Below are 22,849 nucleotides of genomic sequence, written 5' to 3'. Positions count from 1 at the left end.
CACTCCCTAGTGTCTTTATCTGAAGTTCCTCTGCTTACAGAAATCCGTTCTCTGCCAAAAAAGCTTCCGTCAGGCCGCCCTTCTTGGCGTTATGGCTTGCCGAGCCGCCCTCGTCTCCCTTACGGAAGGTCAAGAGCCTCTCCACATACTTGCCCAGGATATCGGTTTCCAGATTGACCTGTTCACCGGCCCCCTTATCCGCCAGCACCGTCTCCGCCAATGTGTGGGGGATGATGGAGACGGCAAACTCCCGCTCCGTCACCCGGATGACCGTCAAGCTGATGCCGTCGATGGCGATGGAGCCGCGAGGCAGCACATAGCGCAGCACGTCCTTGTCCTCCGGCTCCACGGTGAATACCACGGCGTTCTCCTCGGGAATCCTGGAGGTGATCCTTCCTGTAGTATCCACATGGCCCTGGACGATATGCCCGCCGAACCGCTTCTTGGCTCCCATGGCCCGCTCCAGGTTCACCCGGCTGCGGGAGGCGAGCTCTCCCAGGTTGGTCTGGCGGAAGGTCTCCGGCATCACATCGGCGGTGAAGGATTCCGAGTCGAACGCGACGACGGTCAGACACACGCCGTTAACCGCGATGCTGTCTCCCAGGGCCACGTCCTCCAGCACCTTCCTGGCGCCGACCGTCAGCATCATGGCCTTGCCCTGGCGGTACACCCTTCGAAGGGTTCCGATCTCTTCGATAATACCCGTAAACATCTTCTATCCCTCCTCTCCATATAGGGGATATCCGGTGATGCAGATATCGTCCCCGAAGCTCTCCGTGCGGAGTCGCCCGAGCCGGATGGCTTCCTGCATGCGGTCGAAGCCGTCGAAGGTAAAGCTGCCGGGCGCCCCCATGCCGCCGATAATCTTAGGTGCGAGGAACAGAATGACCTTCTGGATCAGTCCCTCGGCCAGCATGGCTCCGTTCAGCCTGCCTCCCCCCTCCAGCAGAATGGAGGAGATCTCCCGCTCGCCCAGCAGCCTCATCGCTTCCCGAAGGTCCACTCTGGGGCCGAAGCCCGTCAGCAGCACCGTGTGACCCTGCTCCTCCAGGCGCCGGATCTTCTCCTTGGGAGCGTCGTAAGTGGTCAGCAGGATCGCTCCCGGCCGGGACAGCACTTGGGCTGTATCCGGGATCCGGAGACTGGAATCCGCAATGACCGGAATCGGATTCAAGCCCGGCACCGTCAGGCGAGTGGTTAAGGACGGATCATCCGCCAGCACCGTCTCGACGCCCACCATGATGGCTTGGCTGCGATGCCGGAGGGTATGGACATAGGCGCGGGAGGCTTCCCCGCTGATCCACTTGCTGTCCCCGGTCCTGCTTGCGATCTTGCCATCCAGCGTGCTGGCCGTCTTCACGGTGACGAAGGGGGTTCGGGTCAGAATATAGTGATTGAACACCTCGTTCAAGTCCCGGGACTCCTGCTCCAAGCAGCCGGTATCCACGGGAATGCCTGCTTCCTTCAAGCGGAGAATCCCCCGGCCCGCCACCTGCGGATTCGGATCCGTACAAGCCACGACCACCCGGCCCACTCTCTCCTGGACCAGCCGGTCCGCGCAGGGCGGCGTTCGCCCGTGGTGGCTGCAGGGCTCCAAGGTCACATAGACCGTAGCCCCCTCCGCCTCCGGTCCGGCCATCCGCAGCGCGTGGATCTCCGCATGGGCCTCGCCCCGCTTCAGGTGTGCCCCCATGCCGACAATGCGCCCGTCCTTCACGATGACGCACCCCACCGCCGGATTGATGCCCGTCTGGCCCAGCGCACCGGCAGCCAGCTCCAATGCCAGCCGCATATAAGTCTCATCATTCAGCTTCGTTCTGTCGTCTCCCATATCTCGTCTCCTTGTACGCCAAAAAAACCCCGGCTCCTGTATTCAGGAGCTCCGGGGCGGGGTGATATCGAAAGCATGGCCAAATAAATCCGATGAATCGATGGTCGTCGAAGTCCCCTTGTGAAAAAAGGAACTTGCCAGACGCATCTGTCCAACAGCGGTCACGCCATCATCTTCTCCCATCCAGACTATACTGTCGGTCTCGGATTCTCACCAAGTCCACCGGCCGGCGCCATCTGGCAGGCTCATAAGGAGCCCCGTTGGCCGGCTCGGGTCACGGACTGACCGGATCGTAAGCCAGGCGCTGCTGCTGCCTGTGGAACGCTGTACGACCGGATCACCGCCGGTGGGGAATTCCACCCCGCCCCGAAGATGTTCAGCTATGAAGTTAACTTAAGCTGAATATTACCACCGGGATGCGGTTTTTGCAAGAAAATCCCGAGTCTTTTCATCAACTTGCCTTGACTGCGGACAAATGCCGGATCCCCGCGATCAGGTAACGGACCAGCAGGAAGGTTAGCGCCAGGCTTGCAAAGGAATCATACCAGTCCCATGCATGGTATTGGATGACCATCGAATTCCGCTCCAAGGCCACCTCCACCAACGTCATGATGCTGCTGTACAGCACGGCCTGGAACAGAATGCCGCTATGGTTCGCCTTCAAGGTCGTCTCGTAGAACAGCACGCAGGAGGCAGGGAAGGCCACGTACTCGAACAGGATCGAGGAGTCGAAATATTGTGGCAGCAGGCGTACCGGATAATCGATCCAGCCCTCGGAAACGACGAGGACGCCGAAGAAGCTGGAGATATAGGCTTGTATGAAAAACACCAGAAGCATGTCCCGGACAGGAAGCCGGCGATAGGTCCGGATGAAGATCAGGATGACGATAACCAGCGCGGCCCCATGGATCGTCCACTCTTTGATATACATGCGCTCCCCTCCTGTATTACAATATTCCTCCGCAAGACACGGGCTAATCCTCTTCCCTGCAAAAAGAAAAGGAGCCCGCCAAGGGGCTCCTATTAGGGAACAGGCTTATGCGCCGATTCCGTCCTCCATCTCCAGACCGCCGGCATCCTGCTTCAGCTTGCGGACCTTCAGTCTCGCAATCCGCAGGTGATCCGTTTCCTCGATGGTGTATTCGAATTTCTCGTAAACGATCCGATCGTTCTTCCGCGGTGGAATCTCGACCTGGGAATACACCCATCCGCCGATGGTGTCGTATTCCTCCGTACTGATCTCGGTTCCGAAATAATCGTTGAAGTCGGCGATGAGCAGCAGTCCGTCTACGGAGAAGGTGTCCTCCTCACGGATCTCGATGCTGGGCCGTTCTTCGTCGAATTCGTCCTGGATCTCGCCTACGATCTCCTCCAGGATGTCCTCCACCGTCACCAAGCCGGCGGTACCGCCGTACTCGTCGATCAGGAGGGCCATCTGATGCTTCTTGCGCTGCATGTTGGCGAGAAGCGCGCTGATGGAGATGCTCTCCGGCACGGTGGTCAGAGGCCTTAGGATGCTCCGAATGTCCCGGATCCGGTCACGCGGGTTGAAGAGATCCTTGATATGGATATATCCGATGATATTGTCCTTGTCGGGATCACAGACCGGGAAGCGGGTGCGCATCTCATTCAAGGCGATTTCTATATTATCCTCAATCGGGAGGTTGGCGTACAAGCACGCCATCTCCGTTCTCGGAATCATAATTTCCCGGGCGGTGGTCTCACTGAATTCGAAGATATTGTCCATCAGGGTCATCTCAGCCTTGTCGATCAGACCGCTCTTATGGCTCTCCTGCATCAGGACGCGGATCTCTTCTTCGGTATGCGCCGATTCATGTCCTACCTCCGGTTCGATGCCTGATCTGCGGAGCAGCCAGTTGGATGCGCCGTTCAGGAACCAAATGAAGGGGTACATGATGTAGTTGAAGCCGATCACCGGGAGCGCGGTCCACAGGGTAATGGCTTCCGACTGGCGGATGGCATACGTCTTGGGGAACTGTTCCCCCAGGGTAATATGGAATGCGGTAATGACTGCAAATGCAATGATGAATGAGATGGTGTGGTTCGCAGCCTCAGGCAGGCCCATCCGGTTAAATACGGGCTCCAGGAGTCTCGAAACCGTAGGCTCACCCAGCCAGCCCAGAATCAGGGACGTCAGCGTAATACCCAACTGGCAGGCGGACAAGTAGGCGTTCAGATTGCGGAGGATTCGCTGGGCGTATTTCGCCAGTACGCGTCCTTCTTCAGCCAATGCGTCAATGCGGCTGGCCCTTACTTTCACGTATGCGAACTCCGCCGCTACGAAAAAGCCGTTCAAACCGACAAAAACCAACACCAAAATCAAATTCAACCACGCAGGTAACGGGTCAATGCCCAAAATGTTTTCCTAACCGTCTACAGAATCGACCGGTTAGGATACACCTCCTTCAATTGATAAGTAGATATAGATAAAGACTTATTATGAATATAAACGGAAACAGGCTGTTGCGTCAAACTGCCGAAGTGCTCCTCCCGGGTCATGCGATGGTGGCAGAAGGTGAAATATCTCCGGCGAATCCTCGAGAATCGCCCTAAAAGCCGGATTTCGGTCCTAACGGTCCAAAACCGTTGTTTTATAACGAAACCTGATAGATACAGAAAATGGAAGCCCGATTCACATAAAAAAGGACTGCGGTATGCTGGTTGCTCCCGCCGTCCTGGTGTGATTCTTCTATTCAGCCTGCGTTCTCTTGCGGGTCCGCTGCAAGCCGCAGCTGTTGCCCCTCGTATTCGCGCTCCATCCGGTCCCGGTGCTGATGAGCGATCCGGCTGGAGGCGCTTGCTGCAATGGCACCGACCAGATCGTCCAGGAAGGTGTGGACACCGTTCCCGTGCTTGGTATCCAGACGTTTGATGACACCGATCTTATGCTTGTCCAGATGGCCGAACGTGGTCGCGGAGATGGAGCCGTACATAAAGGCCGCGCCCAAGGCAATGGTTTCATCGATGCCGAACAGTCCTTCGTCGGTCTCGATCAGCGATTGCAGCGGCTCGGACAGAAGTCCCTTCTCCGCCAGCACATCAAGCTCGATGCCGACTAATACGGCATGCTGGACCTCTCGCTTATCCAGAACCGCCTTGATGCAATCCATGCAGGTTTCCATTTTCAATTCGGGCTGGTAAGGCACTTGCATCTCGTAGACGATCTCGGCGATTTCTTCCAGGGTAACGCCCCTCTCCTCCAACCGGCGGTAAACGGCGTTCCGGACCTCGCTGCTGTGCACATGTCTCTTCATTTAGGTTCCTCCCTGACAGAGATAACCCTATCATAGCAAATTATGCGAGCGTTGGACATGACATGAGTATGGAAACTTCGTGTCGGCTTGCCATAGCCTGCCATCAGCTTCCATAGCTGAACTTGTATCCGATGCCGCGGATGTTGTGAATGTACTTGGGCGATTCGGCCGACGGCTCGATCTTCTTGCGCAGGCTGCTGATATGCACCAATACGGTCCGGGTATCGGAATTGCTCTCCGCTCCCCATACATGATGATACAGCTGCTCGGTCGTGAACACCTGATTGGGGTTCTGAGACAGGAAGAACAGGAGCTGGACCTCCTTGGCCGACAGGGGCACCTGCTGTCCGTCCAGCCGGACGGCGTAATTCTTCAAATCCACGGTCAAGGCGCCGAAGTGAAGCACATCGCTTGTTTCCGGCCGGACCGCCTGGGTCCGGGAGCGGTTGAAGATCGGAGCCCGCCTCAGGTTCGCCTGAACCCGTGCGAGTACAACAACGGGATCGAAGGGCTTCGTGACGTAGTCGTCCCCGCCGATCTCGAGACCGTTCACCACATCCTCCGAATCGTTCCGGCAGCTGATGAAGATGACGGGCACGTTGGACACCTTGCGGATCTCCTTGCAAACCCCGAAACCGTCGATCATGGGGAGATTGATGTCCAGAAGCACCAGATCGGGCAGCTCCTTCTCGAACATCCTCAAGGCCTGAAGCCCGTCCTCGACGGCCGTCACTCGGAAGCCGTGCTTCTCCAGATACAGTACCATCAGCTCTCGAATCTCTTGGTCATCCTCGGCAACCAGCAATTTCTCAGAAGCCATGTTAGTCCACCACCATTGGTATGAATTCGACCGGGAGATCGAAGAAGAAGGTGCTTCCTTTTCCCGGTTCGCTTGTAACGCTCATGTTGCCGCCATGGTGCAGTACGATTTCCTTGGCGATGGCCAGCCCCAGTCCGCTGCCGCCCTTGGCGTTGCGGCGGGGTCCGGAGTCCTTGACGAATCGGTCGAAAATATGGGGCAGCACCGAAGGGGCTATGCCCTTGCCCGTATCCGAGACCGACAGGATGAGGCGGTCGCCCGAATATTCGCCGGCCAGGGTGATGGTGCCGCCCTCCATCGTGTAATTCAGCGCATTGCCGATCAGATTGTTCAGCACCTGCCGGATCCGGATCGGGTCGATCCGCACGATGGCCAGCATATCCTCCGGAGACTCGGGCTGCTTCATTACGAAGCGGATGCCCATCTCCTCCACATCCCACCGGAACTTGGAGAATTGGTCCATGAACAGCTCCTCCACGATCACATCCACCATATGGAAGCTGGTCTGGCCCTCCTCCAGCTTGGTCAGATCGAAGAGGTCCTGGACGAGCCGCTCGGCCAGCTGGATTTTGTCATAGATGATGCGAATGTATTGCTTCTCCGGCTGGACTACCCCGTCCAGGAAGGCCTTCATGTACCCTTGGATGGAGGTCATCGGAGTTCCCAGCTCGTGGGTGATGTTGGCGATCAGCTCCCGCCGCGAGTTCTCCACCCGGTTCAGATGCTCATTGGCATAGACCAGGTACGAGTTGCTGACCTCCAAGGCCCGCGTCCGCTCCCCGATCTTCTCCTCCAGCTTCAAATTGATCTCCGAGAGCGCTCCGGAGAGCCGCTCCACCTCCGCATACGCTTTGACGAACTTGAGCGCCACCACCAGAGTCTGAGCGAAGAAGAAGGCCAGCACGCCATAGGGAGCCAGGTCGATCCCGGCAATGTAGTGATTGTAATACAGCACATCATGGACCACCGTAACAATAATCACCAATCCGCCGAACAAGCAGAGCTTCGAGCCGACCCGCTTCTCCCGGACCGCCAGGATGATCGTATAGAACAGGTACAAGGCGGAGGCGACCAGGAACACTTCAAACACCAGGATGCCCAAAGTAAACACCCGGGCGGGGAACAGAAGCACGAAGAGAGCGATTCCGGCGCTGATGCCGCACTGAATGCCGATGACCACCCGGTTGGTCTCCAACGGGAACAGCTCGCGGACGAATAAGGCGAACATGGAAACGCACAGATAGACGCCCCAGTATTCGAACTTGACCCCCCACTCCCAGCCAATGCCGGGAAAAAGCCGGACCAGCAAGGTATCCCCCAGGAGCAGGGAGCGAATGCACACCAGGAAGCAGGCGCCGCCCGTCAGGACGGCCAGCTTGTTGCGCCGCAGCAGGAAGACGGCCAGATGATAGAGGCCCATCATGAACAGGGCTGAACCGATGAACAGCTGCGAGGCGGCGTTGGCATCCCGCTGGTCCGCAATGGCTAACGGATCCCCCAGCTGGATGGAGGACCATAGCCCTCCCTTGCGCTGGACGTAGTTGCTCACCTGGATGACGACCTCATTGAACTCCGGACGCACCGGAAAGGTGAAGACCTTCGCATAATTCTTGGGGATCATGTCATGCAGGCTAGTCCCTACCGTGCCGTTGCCCCCCAGCTCCACCCCGTTGACCCAGATGCGGTAAGCGGTGGCGGCGTTACGGATGTAGATGGACTTCAGATGCCCTGACTCTGCGTCGGAGAATCGAATCTGCAGCCGGTAGGTGCCATAGCCATGCCTCTCCGGCGCCGAAGGATTACCCGGCCCCCAGATTCCCGGCACCTGAATGTATGCCGCCGGGTCTGCTGCAGCATGGGACAGCTCCCGCGGCTCAAGCAGTTGTCCCCAATGGAATTCCCACAAGCCGTCGAGGGACACGCGGCTTGGGGAGCTGTCGGTTGGAGCAGACAAATCCAGCAGCCCCTGACTGATTCCGCTCAGCTCCTCGCGAGCAGCGCTGGCGGGAACGGTTGGCCCCCATAGGATGGCAGCCAAGAGCAGGAAGACGATTCGGATCAGAAGGAGCTTCGTATGGGAGGATGGGATCATGACTGTCGCTCGCCCCTTTATTTATTCTGTCTATCATTCTATCAGAAGAAGAGCACCGGGGTAACCCGCAGTTGGAGTCTGAATCACTCTTGAACCATTTTTAATGGGATTTTGAGACATGCGGCTCTCCTCTTCTGGTATATTGAGGGTAATACAGACAGAAGGAGGATGGCCATGGCAAAAATTATGATCGTCGACGATACGGCATTCATGCGGGCCATGATCCGTGAAATGATTAAGGGTAGCGGACATGAGATCGTAGCGGAGGCTAAAAACGGAGAGGAAGCGGTTAAGCTGTATCCGAACGCCAAGCCCGACGTCATGACGATGGATATTACGATGCCGGATATGGATGGGGTAACGGCTCTGAAAAATATTCGCAAGCTGGATCCCCAGGCCAAGGTCATCATGTGCTCGGCCATGGGCCAGCACGCTATGGTGCTGGACGCCATCCAGGCGGGCGCCAAGGACTTCATCGTCAAGCCCCTGCAGCAGCAGCGGCTGCTCGAAGCCATCGCCAAGGTTATGGGTTAACAAAATAAGAACGGCTGAGCCGCAAGGGATCTCCCTTGCCGGACTCAGCCGTTTTTGCTTGCCTTTATTCCTCAACCACGCGGACTTCCTTCATTTTGTCGCCCTGTTGGATCTTGTCCACCACATCCATGCCTTCCACTATTTTGCCGAATACGGTGTGAACGCCGTCCAGATGCGGGAACGCGTCATACGTGATATAGAACTGGCTGCCGCCGGTATCCTTGCCGGCATGGGCCATGGCCAATACGCCGCGTACGTGCTTGTTCGGGTTGCCTGCAGTTTCACACTTGATGGTGTAGCCCGGTCCGCCGGTACCGGTGCCGTGGGGGCAGCCGCCTTGGGCGACGAAGCCCGGAATAACGCGGTGGAACTTCAGTCCGTTGTAGAAGCCTTCGCCGGACAGCTTCTCGAAGTTGCCGACGGTGCCCGGGGCATCCTTCTCATGGAGCTCGATCTTGACGGTGCCGCCTTTTTCCATATCGATGTACGCAAATTTGCTCATGGTTGGGTAACACTCCTCTTTTATAGTGGCAATATGATCTATTTTACCCGGGTTTGTCCTTGAAAACAAATCTTCCCCGATAAAAAAGAACCCGGCTCTGGTAACCAGCCGGGTTCTTGCGTTCTAGAAATTGGCTTAAGCGTGTGCGGTCTGCTTCTGCAGACGCTCCGGAATCACATCGTTGCCGACGATATCGCCGAAGGACTCCCGCTTCACGGCAAGATCCGCCTGGCCGTCCTTCACGAAGACCACCGCAGGGCGGCGGATCCGGTTGTAGTTGCTGGCCATGGCGTAGTTGTAAGCGCCTGTGCAGGCAACGGCCAGAACGTCGCCGGTCTGCACCTTCGGCAGCTCCAGATCCCAGATCAGCATGTCGCCGCTCTCGCAGCACTTGCCTGCAACGGATACGACTTCTTCCTGTTTCTCCGTGGCACGGTTGGCCAGCATTGCCTCGTACTTGGATTCGTACAGAGCCGGACGGGGGTTGTCGGTCATGCCGCCGTCCACCGCCACGTACTTGCGGATGCCCGGGATGTCCTTGTAGGTCCCCACGGTGTACAGCGTCGTGCCGGCATCGCCTACGATGCTGCGGCCCGGCTCGATCCAGATCTCCGGCACCGGATAATCATGGCCGGCGAAGGAGGTGTTGATGCTGTCCACGATCGCATTGACATACTGGGCTACCGGCAGCGGGCTATCCCCTTCCACATAGCGGATGCCGAAGCCGCCGCCCAGGTTGACTACCTTGAAGAGCACGTTCAGCTCGGTGCGCACCTTGGTGGCGAAGCCGATCACCTTCTCGACGGCCATCTTGAAGCCTTCCACTTCGAAGATCTGGGAGCCGATGTGGGAATGAACCCCCAGAATTTCCAGGTTCGGCAGCTTCGACGCTTCCTCGATGGCCCGGTATGCAGCGCCGTTGCCCAGGTCGAAGCCGAACTTGGAGTCCTGCTGGCCCGTGGAGATGTATTCATGAGTATGGGCGGATACGCCCGGCGTAATGCGGAGCAGAATGTTCACCTTGCGGTTGCGCTCGCCGGCCAATGCGTTCAGGAGCTGGAGCTCCACGAAGTTGTCCACGACGAAGCAGCCGATCTTCGCATCGAGAGCCATCTCGATTTCCTGCGGCGTCTTGTTGTTGCCGTGGAAGTGAATGCGCTCCGGCGGGAAGCCTGCCTGCAGCGCCGTATATAATTCCCCGTCCGATACGACGTCCAGGGACATGCCCTCTTCGTCCGCAATGCGGCACATGGCCATGACGCAGAATGCCTTGCTAGCGTAAGCCACCTGGAACTTCAAGCCGGAAGCCTTGAAGGCCTCGACGAATTCCCGGCAGCGCTGACGCACCAATGCCTCGTCCACCACATACAACGGCGTGCCGAAGTCGGACGCCAGTTTCACGGCATCCACACCGCCGATTTCCAAATGACCGTGATCGTTGATTCGACTTGTTCCGTGCAAATACATAGAGAGTTCTCCTTTGACCGTTAATGATTTAATAAAGATTATCATTAAGGTATCACAGAACAAGCTTTTTTGCCATATACAATGCTCCTACTGATTTGCACTTTCCTTCCGCTAGGTCGGCTGCCGCGTGCTGTCCAGTGTCTGGGTCAGACTAGGCCGTTTCTTGCCGTGGCCGAAGGGCTTGCGGATCAGAAGGGTCAAGCAGGCTTTTGCATTAAAGGGAATGAAGGGCCACATGTACGGCGATTGGTACGAACGCTGAAGTGTCAGCAGCACGAGCCAGATGGTGGCTGCCACCACAAGGCCGGGAATGGAGAACGCCGCCGCGGCAAGCAGCAGGAAGAGCCTCGAGAGCCGGTTGGCCATGCTGAGCTCATAGCTGGGCGTTGCGAACATCCCGATGGTTGCGACCGCCATATACATGATGACCTCGTTGACGAACATTCCCGTCTCCACCGCAATCTGCCCAACCAGAATGGCCGCGATCAAGCCCATGGCGGTTGCCAGAGGGGTCGGCGTATGAATGGCTGCCATCCTCATCATATCGATGCCGAGCTCGGCGATCATAAACTGCACGAGTACGGGAAGCTTGCCGGTTTCCTGCGGCCCGATCCACGGCATGCCCGGCGGCTTCAGCTCCGGATGGGCGACCATCAGATACCACAAGGGCAGGAGAAACAAGGAAGCCAGGATGCCGAAGTAACGGACCCACCTCATATAGGTTCCCACCGCGGGGGTCTGCCGGAATTCCTCTGCATGCTGCATCAGCTGGAAGAAGCTGCAGGGGAGAATCATGGCGCTGGGGGAAGTATCGGCCATCAGGACGGCGTGCCCCTCCAGCAAGTGGGAGGCCACCACGTCCGGACGTTCGGAATAGCGGACCAAGGGGTACGGATTCCATCCGTTCTTATTCACGAGCACTTCCTCAAGCTGTTTCTCCCCCAACGGAAGCCCGTCCAGCACCACCTTCTTGATCTTCTTGCGGAAGCCGTCGATCAGCTCCGGGTTGGCGATATCCTGAATGTAGGCGATGCAGATGTCCGTGCGGGTGCGGGTGCCGACCTTCATGATCTCGAACTTCAGCCTCGGATCGCGAAGACGCCTGCGGATTAGGGCCACATTAGTCATCAGAGTTTCGACGAAGCCGTCCCTTGAACCACGGACTACACGTTCCAGGTCGGGCTCCTGGGTGCTGCGGACAGGGTAGCTCTTGGCGTCGATGACCAGAGCCGCTCCGGCCTTCTCCACGAACAGCGCCGTCATGCCGCTCAGGACCTTCTCGATGAGGTCCCCGAATTTCTCCACCTTATCCACTTGATTATGCGGGATCAGCTTCTCCTGCAGGGTCTCGATCGAATGCTCCTTCAGGTCGGACGAGTCCGTGTACGTCAGTCTTTTCAGCACCTCGATGAGGGCCGCGTCCTTGGCGAACCCGTTCACATAGAAGATCCCGCATTTCCGGCTTCCGAACGTCATCTCCCGGAGCACCAGATCGAAGCTGACGCCGAGTCCCACCTTCTCCTGAAGGGCCCGCTTGATCTCCTCCATGGTGTCCGGAATGGCGTCCATGTCTTTTAACTGCTGCTCCTGATGGGACATGCTCTTTTCCTTGATGCTTGCCTGCTTGGACGGCTTGGCCGTGCCGGGATGATCCGGGTCGTTCACATCCGCGGGAACCAGCCCTTCAGGAAGGATCGAATATTCCCGGTGCTCCGTTTGGTCTGAAGTCATTGCTAACACCTCGCTGTCATAATTATCCGTGGTAGATCAGCCATTCGAACAAGGAACCGAACACTTTCCCGAATACCATAGCCATCAGAAGCCACAGCATATACCGGGACATGCCAAGGCGTTTAGCCAGTATGGGCAGAACATTGATGACCTCCGTCAAGGCGGCGGCCAGAAGGCCGACGAAGAGGCCGCACAGGAGGCCGGCGAAGCCTGGAAGGAGCACGGTTGCGTTCATCCGGAGGTCGAAAAAATCGGCGAAGGTCCAATAGACCGCTCCCGCCACCACCGCCCCTTCGTACCAATGAATCCGGTCGTAGGACCGGGTAATCTGCGCTAATCGGGGGATGATGTCCAGCACGACCAAAAAAGCCACCATGCCGCTGCCCACGGCCAGTCCGCCCGCCAATCCGATGAATGCGACGGCAGCGGTTGCCCATAGGCCCGTCATGTTTCCTTCCCTCCGCCGGGCGGCATCTTCGCGTACTCTTCGGCGACGACGTAGTGGTTCATGTTCTGCTGGTACAAGAACATCTCCACCTCCAGCGGGCTGGGCTCCTCATTGAATTTGCGCTTGAACCAATGGTTGAAGAACAGAATCATCCCCGCGCCGATGCCGAAGGAATACGGAATTTGCAGCCAGTACGGGTGCGTGGGCCTCTCACCCGTCAGCAGCTCGTAGATCCGCAGGTGGACCTCCGGCATGCTAACGTCCTCGTGAAAGTTCATGATGGCCAGGCCCGATCCGATGAACAGGAGCAGCCAGACGGCAGCGATCAGTAGCGGATGCCGCTTGCGCTCCCGCTCGGCGATCTCCACGATCGTATGGGGATCTCCGAAGTGCTCCACCTGCATGCGGGGGTCCAGCTCACGAACCAGCTTCACCACCTGCATCATATCCACCAGAATGAGATTCCCGTCCTTCTCCTGCGGCTGCGTCACCAGAAGCTCCGTTACCCTCGTCTCCAACTCCGGCTCAGTCAGGATCTGGGCCACTTTCCCCAACGTAACCGGCTCCCCTCGGCGGACGGTTATTCTTTTGCGGAAACGCAGATACAGACAAGGCGTCTCCGTGCTCCGGACCATAGGCTCTCCCTCCCTAAGTCGGTGTCGATGCTGCGGGTGCGATTCCCGGACGGTCCTTGAAGGGAATGTACAGGATAGTATGCAATTTTTCGGCTTCCGTTAACCGCAGGTGTCAACTTTCTAGCATTTTCTTCGTCTAGAAGAATAGAGAGTTTATAGAAGGAGTTGGAAATCAATGGAACCCAGCCGTTGGCGGGGGGTGCTTCGCAATCCCGTGTTCTGGACCGGATTCGTTCTGCTGGCCGCATCCCTGCCCATGATCGCTCCCGTATCCGGGACTTATCCTACCCTCTTCAGCCTGCTGTACCCCTACTTTACCCTGGTCATGGGAGTCCCACTCCTGTTGACCGGACTATTCTACGAGCTCTGGATCAAGGACCGCTGAACCTTCATCGCAGGCACCAAAAAAAGACCAGCGCCCTATTGGGCGATCTGGTCTTTGATGGATTGCAAAATTTTCTTCTCGAGCCGGGATACCTGGACTTGGGAGATGCCGAGGCGGCTGGCCACCTCCGACTGGGTCTGGTCTCGGAAGTAACGGAGGTAGACAATGAGTCGCTCCCGTTCCGACAACCCTCCGATAGCCTCGTTCAGAGCCAGCTTGTCGAACCATTTCTCCTGCGTGTCATCCGCAATCTGGTCCATCAGCGTAATCGGATCCCCGTCGTTCTCGAACACCGTCTCATGGATCGAAGACGGCGGCTTGTTCGCTTCCTGAGCGAACACCACATCCTCGGGCGAGATGCCCAGCTCATCCGCCACCTCCTTGATGGTAGGCAGACGTCCGATCCGCTTGGAGAGCTCATCCTTCGTCTTGCGGACCTTATTGGCCAGCTCCTTCAGAGAGCGGCTTACCTTCAGCGTCCCGTCATCCCGGAGGAACCGCTGAATCTCGCCGATGATCATGGGAACCGCGTAGGTGCTGAACTTCACATCGTAGGATAGATCGAACTTGTCTACGGATTTCAGCAGGCCGATGCAGCCGATCTGGAACAGATCCTCCGCCTCGTAGCCCCGGTTCAGGAAGCGCTGAACCACCGACCACACCAGACGGATATTGCAGTTCACCAGGGTGTCCCGGGCAACGTGATCCCCGGCTTGGCTTAAGGCGATGAGCCGCTTCACTTCGTTATCGTCCAAATAATGATGGGAGGCGTGTTTCAAATCGACATCCATAGATCAAACTCCCTAGTTGAACAAAGCTTTTTTGGTTTCAATTCGCTTTGTCATGGTCACAGTGGTGCCTTGTCCCGGCTGCGTTTCCACTTCCATCTGGTCCATAAAATTCTCCATGATCGTAAAGCCCATGCCCGACCGTTCCAGCTCCGGCTTCGAGGTATACAGCGGCTGTCGCGCCTGCTCCAGATCGGCGATGCCCGCGCCGCGGTCGATGACCTGAATGCGCACCGTGTCGTTGCGGATCTCGGCTTGGATCGTGACGACGCCGTTCGGGTCGTTGTCATAGCCGTGGATGATGGCATTGGTCACCGCCTCCGACACCACGGTCTTAATATCAGTCAGTTCATCCAGCGTGGGATCCAGCTGGGAGACGAAGGCGGCCACGACGACGCGGGCGAACGACTCATTTTCGGACATACTGGCGAAATCAATCTTCATGTGGTTGCGGAACTCACTCATGATACGACCTCCAGACTGGAGATCGCTTGACGCTCGTTCTCCTTCACCGCCAGAATCTTGAAGAGTCCCGACATTTCGAACAGCCGGTACACGGAGGGGCCGACCTCGCAGAGGACCATCTTGCCGCCTTTGCCGCTGACCTGCTTGTAGCGGCCCAGAAGCACGCCCAGCCCGGAGCTGTCCATAAACTTCAACTCTTTAAGGTTTACGACCACATGGGAGACATTTCCCCGGTTAATCGCTTCTTCCATGCGGGCTTTGACCGCTTCCGCCGTATGGTGGTCCAATTCTCCCTTGAGCCGGACGATCAGCGCTTTCGATCCATGCTCCATCTCCACGTGTAGACTCATGTGTGCTCACTCCTCTTTCTGACTTGAGTGACACTTTCTACATCCAGGAAATGGATTCCTGCCTCCCGACAAAACTAGAAGAAAAGATCCAGAAGCGGTCAAGAGCCCCTACATTCGGCTACGGTTCGAGGCTAATCCAGGAAGAACAGGTGGGAGGTCGTCCGCTTCACCATATCCCACCAGCCGGCCTTCGGCACCTCTACGGGAGACTCCAGCGGGAACTCCTTCACCTGCTGGTCCCCTTTGTACACCACGATCTTCCCGATCGGCTGTCCGGCTTGAAGAGGCGCCTTCAGCTCCGGATCGATCTGCAGCTCGTGTCGAATGCCATCGGTGGCTTCGCCTTTTTTCAACAGAATGCTGTATTGGTGGCTGGCGGTAAGCTGGATGGCCTCAGGCTTGCCCCGCTTCACCTTCACCTCGCCAAGGACGTCGCCCGTCTTCACGAGCGGATGGTTCGTATATTGGGAGAACGCGTAATCGAAGAGCTTGGACACTTCGGCGTTCCGGGTCTTGGTGTCGGGCTCGCCCAGCACCACGGTGATGATGCGGAAGTTATCCCGCTTCGCGGTAGCGGACAGGCAGAACTTGGCTTCGCTGGTGTAGCCGGTCTTCAGGCCGTCGGCCCCATTATAGAAGCGGACCAGCTTGTTGGTGTTAACCAGCCAGAAGGGGCGCTCGGAATCCTTGCGCAGATAGTCCTGGTACTGGCTCGTGAACTTGGTGATCTCCTCATGCTTCAGAAGCTCTCTCGACATGATGGCGATATCCCGGGCAGAGGAATAATGGTTGTCCGCAGGCAAGCCGTTAGGATTGGCGAAGTGGGTGTTGTTCATCCCCAGCTGCTTGGCCTTCTCATTCATCATCTGCACGAAGCCCTGCTCGGAGCCGCCGATCTTCTCGGCCATCGCCACGGAGGCGTCATTGCCCGAAGCCATGGCGATCCCCTTCAGCATGTCCTGAACGGTCATCTCCTCCCCGACCTCGAGGAAGATCTGGGACCCGCCCATAGAGGCGGCGTACTCGCTGGTGCGGACCTTCTCGTCCATCTTCAGCTTGCCTTGATCCAAGGCCTCCATCACCAGCAGCATGGTCATGATCTTGGTGATGCTGGCCGGAGGCAGCTTCTCGTCCGGATTCTTCTCGAACATGACGGTACCGGTATCCGCATCGAGCAGGATGGCCGATCTGGAGCTGGGCGCCAGATCAACCGCCTGGGGAGCTTTTTCTTCGGCGAAAGCGACAGGCATCAGAGCAAACAGCATTAATGTGAAGATTAGCATTCCGGACAAACACTTTTTCAGCATCGGATTCAGGTCCCTCCCTAGAAAAATGGCATAGCCAATGGAACCGGCTTGGTTGATCGGTGATGCTCCGGCTTGGCGCTGCAGTCTGATTACCATTGTTGACCAATTCCTGCCGGAATATTCTTATCGGTCGAAATGATGGATGAGGGACGGCGCCGTTTTCTAATTCGCTTGCGGAATGGATGGGATTCGGTTAAACTGTACTCAAATTAGTTACAGGAGGAATGAAGATGTCCTTATTGTTCTCCCCTATCACTCTTGGCGGTGTTGAACTGAAGAATCGGATCGTCATGTCGCCGATGTGCATGTTTTCCAGCACGGCCGAAGACGGTCAGGTCACCCCCTGGCATCAGGTCCATTACGTGAGCCGGGCGGTGGGCCAAGTCGGCCTCATAATCGCCGAAGCTACGGCTGTGCTGCCGGAGGGCCGCATCTCCAAGCGGGATCTGGGCCTCTGGGAGGATGCGCAGATCCCCGGCTTCCGGTCCTTGACAGAGCAGATCCACGCTAACGGTTCCAAGGCGGGGATCCAGCTGGCCCATGCCGGCCGTAAGAGCGAGGCCGTACCGGCCGGAGCCGCTCCGTCGGCCATAGCCTTCCCGGGAATGCCGGAGCCCCGCGAGCTGACGCTGGCGGAGATCGACGGTATCGTCGACGCCTTCGCGGCGGCAGCCAGCCGTGCGGCAGCGGCGGGCTTCGATGTGATCGAGCTTCATGCCGCCCATGGCTACCTCTTGAATCAATTCCTGACGCCGCTGGCCAATAAGCGGGAGGATGAATACGGAGCGGGACGGGAAGGACGCTTCCTGCTGGTTCGACGTGTGGTCGAGGCCGTGAAGAAGGTCTGGACCGGCCCCCTCTTCGTCCGGATCTCCGCCGACGAATACGATCCGCAAGGCAGCAGCATGGAGGACATCCTCTATTACGTCCGGGAGCTGGGAGCCCTTGGCGTTCATCTGATCGATTGCAGCAGCGGCGGCGTCGTTCCCGCCAGCATTCAAGTCGTTCCCGGCTACCAAGTGAAATATGCCGCCGAGATCAAGGAGCGCACCGGTGTTCCTTCGGGAGCGGTGGGCCTCATTACCGGAGGCGCCCAGGCCGAGGACATCTTGAAGCAGAGTCAAGCGGATCTTATCTTCATCGGCCGCGGTCTGCTGAAGGATCCTTATTGGGCCCGGACGGCCGCAGCCGAGCTGGGAGCCGAGCTGAAACCGCCGGTGCAGTACTACCGGAGCTGGTAAAAAAAGGGACTGTCTCCGGTGAGAGACAGTCCCTTCCGTTTATTCATCGATGATGTCCAGCAGATAGCCGGTGTACGTCTCATCATCCATCTTCGAGATGGAGGTCATGATCCTATCCGCTGCAGCCGCCGCATTCAGACTCCGATAATCGGACATCGGCAGCCGGGCCATCTCAGCCTGCAGCTTCTCGCTTCCGTTGTCCATAATGAATGCAGCCACCTCGGGCAGGGGCCTCTTCTTCAAGGTCCAGACACTGGTCGATTCCATGGACTTCCTCTCCTCCGCTGTGAAGTACCGGTATAGGGTACTCCCTGAAGTCCCTGCTTAATCAACATATTTTCGCTTCAGCCAGGGGAGCCTAAGGCTATTCACATGAAGAAGGAGATGTCTTCTATGGCCTTGAAACACATGCTGACCCTTGCTGCCATGCTGGGCCTGTTCCTTGCGGCGGATGCCCCCGTCCTCCATGCTGCGGCCTCCGGCACCGATCCGATGACCTCCACCGGCCACCCCCGCCGGAACAACACCACCGGAGCCGATTTCGGCAGCGACGTGGAGTTGGGAGTGTCCGGCAGCACACCGGGGATTATCCTGAACCAATCCGGAACCGACGGCACCTACCGTACTCAAGCAGCCGGTGCCGATGATGACAATACCGGCTGGGGGCTTCTCGGTTTGTTAGGTCTGCTGGGCCTTTCCGGTTTGCGCAGCCGCCGCAGATCGAAGCTCAACGCTTGATCCGCTGCGCATACGGGCCGCCTCCTCCCGCTTGGACGGGAGGGGCGGCCTGTTTGTTGCGCCCTCTTATCGCGATGATTCGTACTAAACCCAAGCTTCAAGTATAATGGGGTCAATCGTACCTTGAAAGGAGTGCAAACGATTGAGAGAGATCGAATTGGGCTCAGCGGACCGGTACTCCCGGTTTCCTGCCGAAGTGGTAATCGAGCGCAAAGCCTACTATCTGCTCCGAGAGGAAGACCGATACGAACTGATGTCCCGCCGGTGCCCCCATGCGGGGGACACGGTGGAGTTGGAGGACGGAGAGCTGGTCTGCCCCATGCACGGTTGGACCTTCGAGCTGCACACCGGGCGATGCCATAATGTGCCGAGCGCCAAGCTGAACACCTACGAGGTTCAGGTCAAGGACGGAATGCTGGTTGCCCTTCTTCCGTAGCGCCTGACAGATTCGGTGATAGGCTGGCCCGCCTCTGCGCATCCTATGGAAAAACATCAAGGATGAGGTGCTGATTATGGGGCTGACCATGCTGGGGCAGGTTCCGATTGCCATTCAGAATGACGATCAATTCAACGAGGATGTCTATACGATCCGCAATCCGGTCATACAGGCTGCAGGGCTGAAGGATGAGCAGGCGGTGGCGCGGTTGATCGAGGAACAAGGAGAAGAGCCGGAGCGCTATGTCGTGCTACAGGGCGGCTCTGGTGCGGAGGTGTCGACCAAGCAGCCGGATGCCGTCATTCAACTGGCGCTGATGCTGAATCGGCGGTTAGGCTCCGAGGTGGAGGATGAGGAAGTGGACCGGGTCCGGGAGCTGCTCATACTGCTCCAGAAGGGGCGGCGGGATAATTATGACCCGCTCAGGCATTTAAAGAACGGATCGTTGCAATGAAGCGCTCCAGCTCGTTCGCAACCGCATAGAGGCTGGCCCTGTTCTCGAACTCTTCCCGGGTCTCGGGAAGGGGCAGCAGCTTGTGGTACTCGCGGATAGCAAGCAGCTTATCCAAGAGATTCGTATCATAGAGATGATTGTTCAGGCAGGTGTTCATCTCGTCGATAAATTCGCCGAGACGGCTCCCCTGCTCCAACTGGATCGTTATCCGGGAGATGGAGGGCAGCATCCGTTCCATGATCTCATATTGCTGCCTCTTGATATCGAAGTAGTGCTCGTAGCTGCGGTCCTTGCGAAGCGGCTTGTTTTCCATGTCCAGCTGGGCCATTCTTCTCGCCTTCTCCAAGACGGCCGGCAGCTTCAACAGCTCCTGTCCTCCCCATTCCGTGCTGCCTTCCTTGAGATACAGGGCGATCTGCTTCAGGATCGCATCCGTCAGCCCGTCCACCTCGTCCTTGAACCGCGCCAGCTCCCGGTCGATACTGGGCATATACCAATTAACCAGCAGAGCCATGCCGAGACCGATCAGAATGACCTGAATCTCGTTCAGGAAGAAGCCGGGCTCTACGGTCTTATGCATGTAGACGTGCATGACGATAACGGAGCTGCTGGCTATCCCTTCTTGCACCCTCAGCCGGACCGTCAGCGGGATGAAGAACAGCAGATAGAGGAAGAACACATAGGGATAGTAGCCCAGCAGTTGAAAAAGAACGCTGGCGCATCCCAGCGCCAGCATACAGGCGCACAGCCGGCTGAATGCGGCTTGAGCAGACTGCTTGCGGGATTTCTGGGTGCATAAGAGCGTCAATATTCCCGCCGCCGTGAAGTAATCCAAGTGAAGCGACTGTGCGATCAGGATGGACAGGCTGACTCCTGCAGCGGTTTTTAAAGTGCGAAATCCGATCTTCATGTTGTCACCCGCATCGTGTTTTTTGGGTTTATTGTACACACGCGTGGTCGGGATGTAAATGACTTCTTCCCCCTCGGGAAAACTTGCGGGGTGAGATCTATAGACAAGCTTTCCCCTTGGGCTACCACCTATGCAGGACAACAGACGCTAGAATCAGGGATGAATAAGGACCGCCTTCCGGAACGATGCTATGTACTGGTCTTACCAATCCAACTCGAGGAGGCATCCCCCATGACCGCAGATCAATCCTGCTCCACCAACAGCACCATTCCATCCAATACTGCAACCTCCGGTGTTACCCCTACGGCATCCAGTTCAGCCGCAGGATCCAGCACGATCCAGAATGCACAGCAAACGGCGGAGAAGCTGACCCAGCAAGCCCAGCAAACGGCACAACAGCTCCAACAGCAAGCCAAGCTGACCGTTCAGCAGGCCACACAGGCGATCCAGACCGCCAACCAGGTGTTCCAGCAGGCACAGCAAGCGCAGCAGCTCTCCCAGCAGGCTCTTCAGGCCGAGACCATGGTCACCCAATCCTTGGCCCAAGCCGAGCAGCTGATGAAGCAGGTCCAAGCTGCCATGCAGCAGACCGCTTCTATGGGTGGAACCGCGACTGCCACGGCAGGCTCGGTCACAACCTCCAACGCCACCGGCTCCGCTTGCGCGACCAACAACCTGCAATAAGGAATAACGCCGCTTCGGCCGCTGTCAGGCGCCGGAACGGCGTTTTTCTCATTCCTCATATAAAAAAGAAGCGATCGGAGTGGTGCTCCCATCGCTTATCTCTATTTAGACCCCGTTCAGATTCAACGGCTCATCCTCACGACCTTCATTCAGATCATCCTTCATCAGATTGATGGAGGTTACGTTCTGGGCATTCTCCAAGGTGTCATTCACAAACGCCATGTCCTGATTTTCCGCACTCATATTTGTGGTGCCTACGTAGTTGCCGCGGTGCTTCTTGTTCTCCATACTTTCACCTCCTCCTTCATACAGCATTCCCTTCACGGTACTCCGGTTTTCCTGGCATTTATGTACAGCTTGGAGCCACAAGCTACTGGCTGCGGTTATTATCCTCCACTGCCCCGGGATCCTCCGGTTTGGCCGCCTTTTCCGCCGCTATTGCCGCCTTGACTTCCTCCGCCTCCGCTCTTACTGTCGCTACCGCCACCTTCACTCCCCCCATCACCTCCACCCTCAGAGGAGCTCCCGCTTTCGGTCCCTCCTTTTCCCTGGTTCTCTCCTCCCGAGCCGCTTCCCATCTCTCCCCCTTGATCGCCTTTACTTTCTTTGTTCGTGGATTGCTGCTTTGTTGACCCACCCGTGTTATGCTCTTGAGTCGTACCGCATGCGCAAGCGAGTATGGCCAAAGCGATGCATAACATCCAGGCTCTCCATATGGAACGGTTGTGTGCTGTCACAAGTTCACCTCCTTTGACCCACAAGTAATTTACCCATTTTATTACATTTTAATGTGATTTATGGTATTTTATTAATCAACCGGAACTGAAGGGCGCTACGCTTTGAGATTCTGTATTAATTTCCACACTAAGATCGCCATCAGGATCGTTCCGGAGAAGTAACCCAGAAGCATTTCCGATGCAGCGATACCATTGGCTAGCGGGCCTCTCGTGTTGATCTCTCCTAGTCCCGTGGACGTGAAGGTCATGACACTGAAATATAGAAATTCATCCTCGGACATCTGGTCTGCGGAGAAAGCCTGACCGCCGTAAACCCTATAGATTCGATGATACAGAACGGAATATCCGATTATGATCATCGCAATTAATAACGCCGCGGCGGTTAAGACGCGTCCTATCCCAACTCGAGCTTGGGGAAGATCTCGTATAAAGCAGCCGACATGGTATACCACATAGGGAAGGATCACGAAGCCGATCCCAAGCTGAACGATTAAGTGGGATAGAAACGGAACCTTCACGGAAAAGAAGGCTTCCCCATACAGCAGCAGCAGCAAACTTACGTTTATCAATATATAGACAACAATTCGAGTCTTGGTAAAGTCAGCGGATCTTTGCCTGTTTCTCAAAGGGACACACTCCCATAACAGCTATCACACTCTAAAGCTCTCCCATTAGGGTCTCCACCGGCCCTAATTTATTTCAGATCAGAAGACACAAGAGCCCGTTTGTGCTTGGCACCGTCTATTCCGCACCTCCACGGCCGCCGAATGGCGGTACTTGCCGGGCTTCGAGCTGCCACGATTAGAAGGTTCGGACACTCTACAGCGTAGGACCTCGCGCACAAAACAAAAAAGCCCTATGGTCAAAAGACCAAAGGGCTCGTTTGTGCTTGGCGACGTCCTACTCTCCCAGGACCCTGCGGTCCAAGTACCATCGGCGCTGGAGGGCTTAACGGTCGTGTTCGAGATGGGAACGCGTGGTTCCCCTCCGCCATTATCACCAAACAGTCAAGGTTTGCA

28 protein-coding genes, 1 rRNA gene and 1 riboswitch are annotated in these 22,849 nt (G+C 57.0%); of the genes, 7 read left to right on the top strand and 22 right to left on the bottom strand.

The window, feature by feature from the left end; translation table 11 throughout:
• Positions 1 to 34 precede the first annotated feature (34 nt).
• The 7 genes from ribE to ACSEXW_RS07685 all read right to left on the bottom strand — a co-directional run bounded on the left by ribE (position 35) and on the right by ACSEXW_RS07685 (position 8,018).
• Positions 35 to 712 carry a riboflavin synthase gene (gene ribE / locus ACSEXW_RS07715; RefSeq protein WP_438445548.1) on the bottom strand — a complete coding sequence of 226 codons (678 nt, stop codon included), beginning with the start codon at positions 710 to 712 and terminating at the stop codon, positions 35 to 37.
• Positions 713 to 715: 3 nt separating this feature from the next.
• Positions 716 to 1,831, bottom strand: coding sequence for a bifunctional diaminohydroxyphosphoribosylaminopyrimidine deaminase/5-amino-6-(5-phosphoribosylamino)uracil reductase RibD (gene ribD / locus ACSEXW_RS07710; RefSeq protein ID WP_438445547.1), 1,116 nt, complete (start codon positions 1,829 to 1,831; stop codon positions 716 to 718).
• Positions 1,832 to 1,998: 167 nt separating this feature from the next.
• Positions 1,999 to 2,209: riboswitch (FMN riboswitch) on the bottom strand.
• 73 nt (positions 2,210 to 2,282) lie between these two features.
• A complete protein-coding gene (locus ACSEXW_RS07705; protein WP_438445546.1) occupies positions 2,283 to 2,762 on the bottom strand; it encodes a CBO0543 family protein in 480 nt (159 codons plus the stop codon).
• 105 nt (positions 2,763 to 2,867) lie between these two features.
• Positions 2,868 to 4,208, bottom strand: a complete 1,341-nt coding sequence (locus ACSEXW_RS07700; protein WP_438445545.1) for a hemolysin family protein — start codon at positions 4,206 to 4,208, stop codon at positions 2,868 to 2,870.
• A 337-nt stretch (positions 4,209 to 4,545) separates the two neighbouring features.
• Complete coding sequence (locus ACSEXW_RS07695; RefSeq protein WP_438445544.1) at positions 4,546 to 5,106, bottom strand: phosphatidylglycerophosphatase A family protein; 561 nt, start codon at positions 5,104 to 5,106, stop codon at positions 4,546 to 4,548.
• Positions 5,107 to 5,209: 103 nt separating this feature from the next.
• Positions 5,210 to 5,926, bottom strand: a complete 717-nt coding sequence (locus ACSEXW_RS07690; protein ID WP_438445543.1) for a response regulator — start codon at positions 5,924 to 5,926, stop codon at positions 5,210 to 5,212.
• Position 5,927: 1 nt separating this feature from the next.
• Positions 5,928 to 8,018 (bottom strand): sensor histidine kinase, encoded by a 2,091-nt coding sequence (locus ACSEXW_RS07685; RefSeq protein WP_438445542.1) that lies wholly within the window; start codon positions 8,016 to 8,018, stop codon positions 5,928 to 5,930.
• 174 nt (positions 8,019 to 8,192) lie between these two features.
• Here ACSEXW_RS07685 and ACSEXW_RS07680 point away from each other — a divergent pair, with 174 nt between their 5' ends.
• Positions 8,193 to 8,552, top strand: a complete 360-nt coding sequence (locus ACSEXW_RS07680; protein ID WP_438445541.1) for a response regulator — start codon at positions 8,193 to 8,195, stop codon at positions 8,550 to 8,552.
• A gap of 64 nt (positions 8,553 to 8,616) precedes the next feature.
• Here the strand turns inward: ACSEXW_RS07680 and ACSEXW_RS07675 are convergent, their stop codons facing one another.
• The 5 genes from ACSEXW_RS07675 to ACSEXW_RS07655 all read right to left on the bottom strand — a co-directional run bounded on the left by ACSEXW_RS07675 (position 8,617) and on the right by ACSEXW_RS07655 (position 13,335).
• Positions 8,617 to 9,054, bottom strand: a complete 438-nt coding sequence (locus tag ACSEXW_RS07675) for a peptidylprolyl isomerase (RefSeq protein WP_438445540.1) — start codon at positions 9,052 to 9,054, stop codon at positions 8,617 to 8,619.
• 135 nt (positions 9,055 to 9,189) lie between these two features.
• Complete coding sequence (gene lysA / locus ACSEXW_RS07670) at positions 9,190 to 10,521, bottom strand: diaminopimelate decarboxylase (RefSeq protein WP_438445539.1); 1,332 nt, start codon at positions 10,519 to 10,521, stop codon at positions 9,190 to 9,192.
• A 111-nt stretch (positions 10,522 to 10,632) separates the two neighbouring features.
• Complete coding sequence (locus ACSEXW_RS07665; protein ID WP_438445538.1) at positions 10,633 to 12,252, bottom strand: spore germination protein; 1,620 nt, start codon at positions 12,250 to 12,252, stop codon at positions 10,633 to 10,635.
• A 22-nt stretch (positions 12,253 to 12,274) separates the two neighbouring features.
• Positions 12,275 to 12,700, bottom strand: coding sequence for a stage V sporulation protein AB (locus ACSEXW_RS07660; protein WP_438445537.1), 426 nt, complete (start codon positions 12,698 to 12,700; stop codon positions 12,275 to 12,277).
• A complete protein-coding gene (locus tag ACSEXW_RS07655; RefSeq protein WP_438445536.1) occupies positions 12,697 to 13,335 on the bottom strand; it encodes a stage V sporulation protein AA in 639 nt (212 codons plus the stop codon). Before ACSEXW_RS07655 ends, ACSEXW_RS07660 begins: the two co-directional genes overlap by 4 nt.
• Before the next feature lie 175 nt (positions 13,336 to 13,510).
• Between ACSEXW_RS07655 and ACSEXW_RS07650 the strand changes: the two genes are divergently transcribed.
• A complete protein-coding gene (locus tag ACSEXW_RS07650; protein ID WP_438445535.1) occupies positions 13,511 to 13,720 on the top strand; it encodes a hypothetical protein in 210 nt (69 codons plus the stop codon).
• A gap of 35 nt (positions 13,721 to 13,755) precedes the next feature.
• Here the strand turns inward: ACSEXW_RS07650 and sigF are convergent, their stop codons facing one another.
• From sigF to ACSEXW_RS07630, 4 genes are all read right to left on the bottom strand, one after another.
• Complete coding sequence (sigF, locus tag ACSEXW_RS07645) at positions 13,756 to 14,511, bottom strand: RNA polymerase sporulation sigma factor SigF (RefSeq protein ID WP_438445534.1); 756 nt, start codon at positions 14,509 to 14,511, stop codon at positions 13,756 to 13,758.
• 12 nt (positions 14,512 to 14,523) lie between these two features.
• Entirely contained in the window at positions 14,524 to 14,973 is a 450-nt protein-coding gene (spoIIAB, locus tag ACSEXW_RS07640; RefSeq protein ID WP_438445533.1) for an anti-sigma F factor, read from the bottom strand.
• Complete coding sequence (gene spoIIAA / locus ACSEXW_RS07635; protein ID WP_438445532.1) at positions 14,970 to 15,323, bottom strand: anti-sigma F factor antagonist; 354 nt, start codon at positions 15,321 to 15,323, stop codon at positions 14,970 to 14,972. The genes spoIIAB and spoIIAA overlap by 4 nt, the downstream gene beginning before the upstream one ends.
• Before the next feature lie 131 nt (positions 15,324 to 15,454).
• Positions 15,455 to 16,630, bottom strand: coding sequence for a D-alanyl-D-alanine carboxypeptidase family protein (locus ACSEXW_RS07630; RefSeq protein ID WP_438445531.1), 1,176 nt, complete (start codon positions 16,628 to 16,630; stop codon positions 15,455 to 15,457).
• A gap of 230 nt (positions 16,631 to 16,860) precedes the next feature.
• Here ACSEXW_RS07630 and namA point away from each other — a divergent pair, with 230 nt between their 5' ends.
• Complete coding sequence (namA, locus tag ACSEXW_RS07625) at positions 16,861 to 17,871, top strand: NADPH dehydrogenase NamA (protein ID WP_438445530.1); 1,011 nt, start codon at positions 16,861 to 16,863, stop codon at positions 17,869 to 17,871.
• 39 nt (positions 17,872 to 17,910) lie between these two features.
• On the opposite strand, the gene ACSEXW_RS07620 is transcribed toward namA, so the two are convergent.
• Entirely contained in the window at positions 17,911 to 18,138 is a 228-nt protein-coding gene (locus ACSEXW_RS07620; RefSeq protein WP_438445529.1) for a hypothetical protein, read from the bottom strand.
• A gap of 105 nt (positions 18,139 to 18,243) precedes the next feature.
• Here ACSEXW_RS07620 and ACSEXW_RS07615 point away from each other — a divergent pair, with 105 nt between their 5' ends.
• The 3 genes from ACSEXW_RS07615 to ACSEXW_RS07605 all read left to right on the top strand — a co-directional run bounded on the left by ACSEXW_RS07615 (position 18,244) and on the right by ACSEXW_RS07605 (position 19,499).
• Positions 18,244 to 18,609 (top strand): WGxxGxxG family protein, encoded by a 366-nt coding sequence (locus ACSEXW_RS07615; protein WP_438445528.1) that lies wholly within the window; start codon positions 18,244 to 18,246, stop codon positions 18,607 to 18,609.
• 142 nt (positions 18,610 to 18,751) lie between these two features.
• On the top strand, positions 18,752 to 19,045 hold the full coding sequence (locus ACSEXW_RS07610) for a Rieske (2Fe-2S) protein (protein WP_438445527.1): 294 nt from the start codon (positions 18,752 to 18,754) through the stop codon (positions 19,043 to 19,045).
• Between the two features lie 76 nt (positions 19,046 to 19,121).
• Entirely contained in the window at positions 19,122 to 19,499 is a 378-nt protein-coding gene (locus ACSEXW_RS07605; protein ID WP_438445526.1) for a hypothetical protein, read from the top strand.
• On the opposite strand, the gene ACSEXW_RS07600 is transcribed toward ACSEXW_RS07605, so the two are convergent.
• Positions 19,468 to 20,409 carry an aromatic acid exporter family protein gene (locus ACSEXW_RS07600; RefSeq protein ID WP_438445525.1) on the bottom strand — a complete coding sequence of 314 codons (942 nt, stop codon included), beginning with the start codon at positions 20,407 to 20,409 and terminating at the stop codon, positions 19,468 to 19,470. The two genes, ACSEXW_RS07605 and ACSEXW_RS07600, sit on opposite strands and share 32 nt — an antisense overlap.
• A 231-nt stretch (positions 20,410 to 20,640) precedes the next feature.
• Here ACSEXW_RS07600 and ACSEXW_RS07595 point away from each other — a divergent pair, with 231 nt between their 5' ends.
• Positions 20,641 to 21,093 carry a hypothetical protein gene (locus ACSEXW_RS07595; RefSeq protein WP_438445524.1) on the top strand — a complete coding sequence of 151 codons (453 nt, stop codon included), beginning with the start codon at positions 20,641 to 20,643 and terminating at the stop codon, positions 21,091 to 21,093.
• 105 nt (positions 21,094 to 21,198) lie between these two features.
• Here the strand turns inward: ACSEXW_RS07595 and ACSEXW_RS07590 are convergent, their stop codons facing one another.
• The 4 genes from ACSEXW_RS07590 to rrf all read right to left on the bottom strand — a co-directional run bounded on the left by ACSEXW_RS07590 (position 21,199) and on the right by rrf (position 22,834).
• Positions 21,199 to 21,381: a hypothetical protein gene (locus ACSEXW_RS07590; RefSeq protein WP_438445523.1), complete on the bottom strand. Its 183-nt coding sequence runs from the start codon at positions 21,379 to 21,381 to the stop codon at positions 21,199 to 21,201.
• Between the two features lie 82 nt (positions 21,382 to 21,463).
• Complete coding sequence (locus ACSEXW_RS07585; protein ID WP_438445522.1) at positions 21,464 to 21,604, bottom strand: hypothetical protein; 141 nt, start codon at positions 21,602 to 21,604, stop codon at positions 21,464 to 21,466.
• 321 nt (positions 21,605 to 21,925) lie between these two features.
• Positions 21,926 to 22,456 (bottom strand): hypothetical protein, encoded by a 531-nt coding sequence (locus tag ACSEXW_RS07580; RefSeq protein WP_438445521.1) that lies wholly within the window; start codon positions 22,454 to 22,456, stop codon positions 21,926 to 21,928.
• A gap of 261 nt (positions 22,457 to 22,717) precedes the next feature.
• Positions 22,718 to 22,834: ribosomal RNA gene (rrf, locus tag ACSEXW_RS07575) — 5S ribosomal RNA — on the bottom strand.
• Positions 22,835 to 22,849 lie beyond the last annotated feature (15 nt).

The sequence above is a fragment of the Oryzibacillus soli genome, assembly GCF_051594765.1.
Taxonomy (GTDB): Bacteria; Bacillota; Bacilli; order Paenibacillales; family NBRC-103111; genus Paenibacillus_AR.
This window is presented reverse-complemented; position numbering and strand designations above follow the sequence as displayed.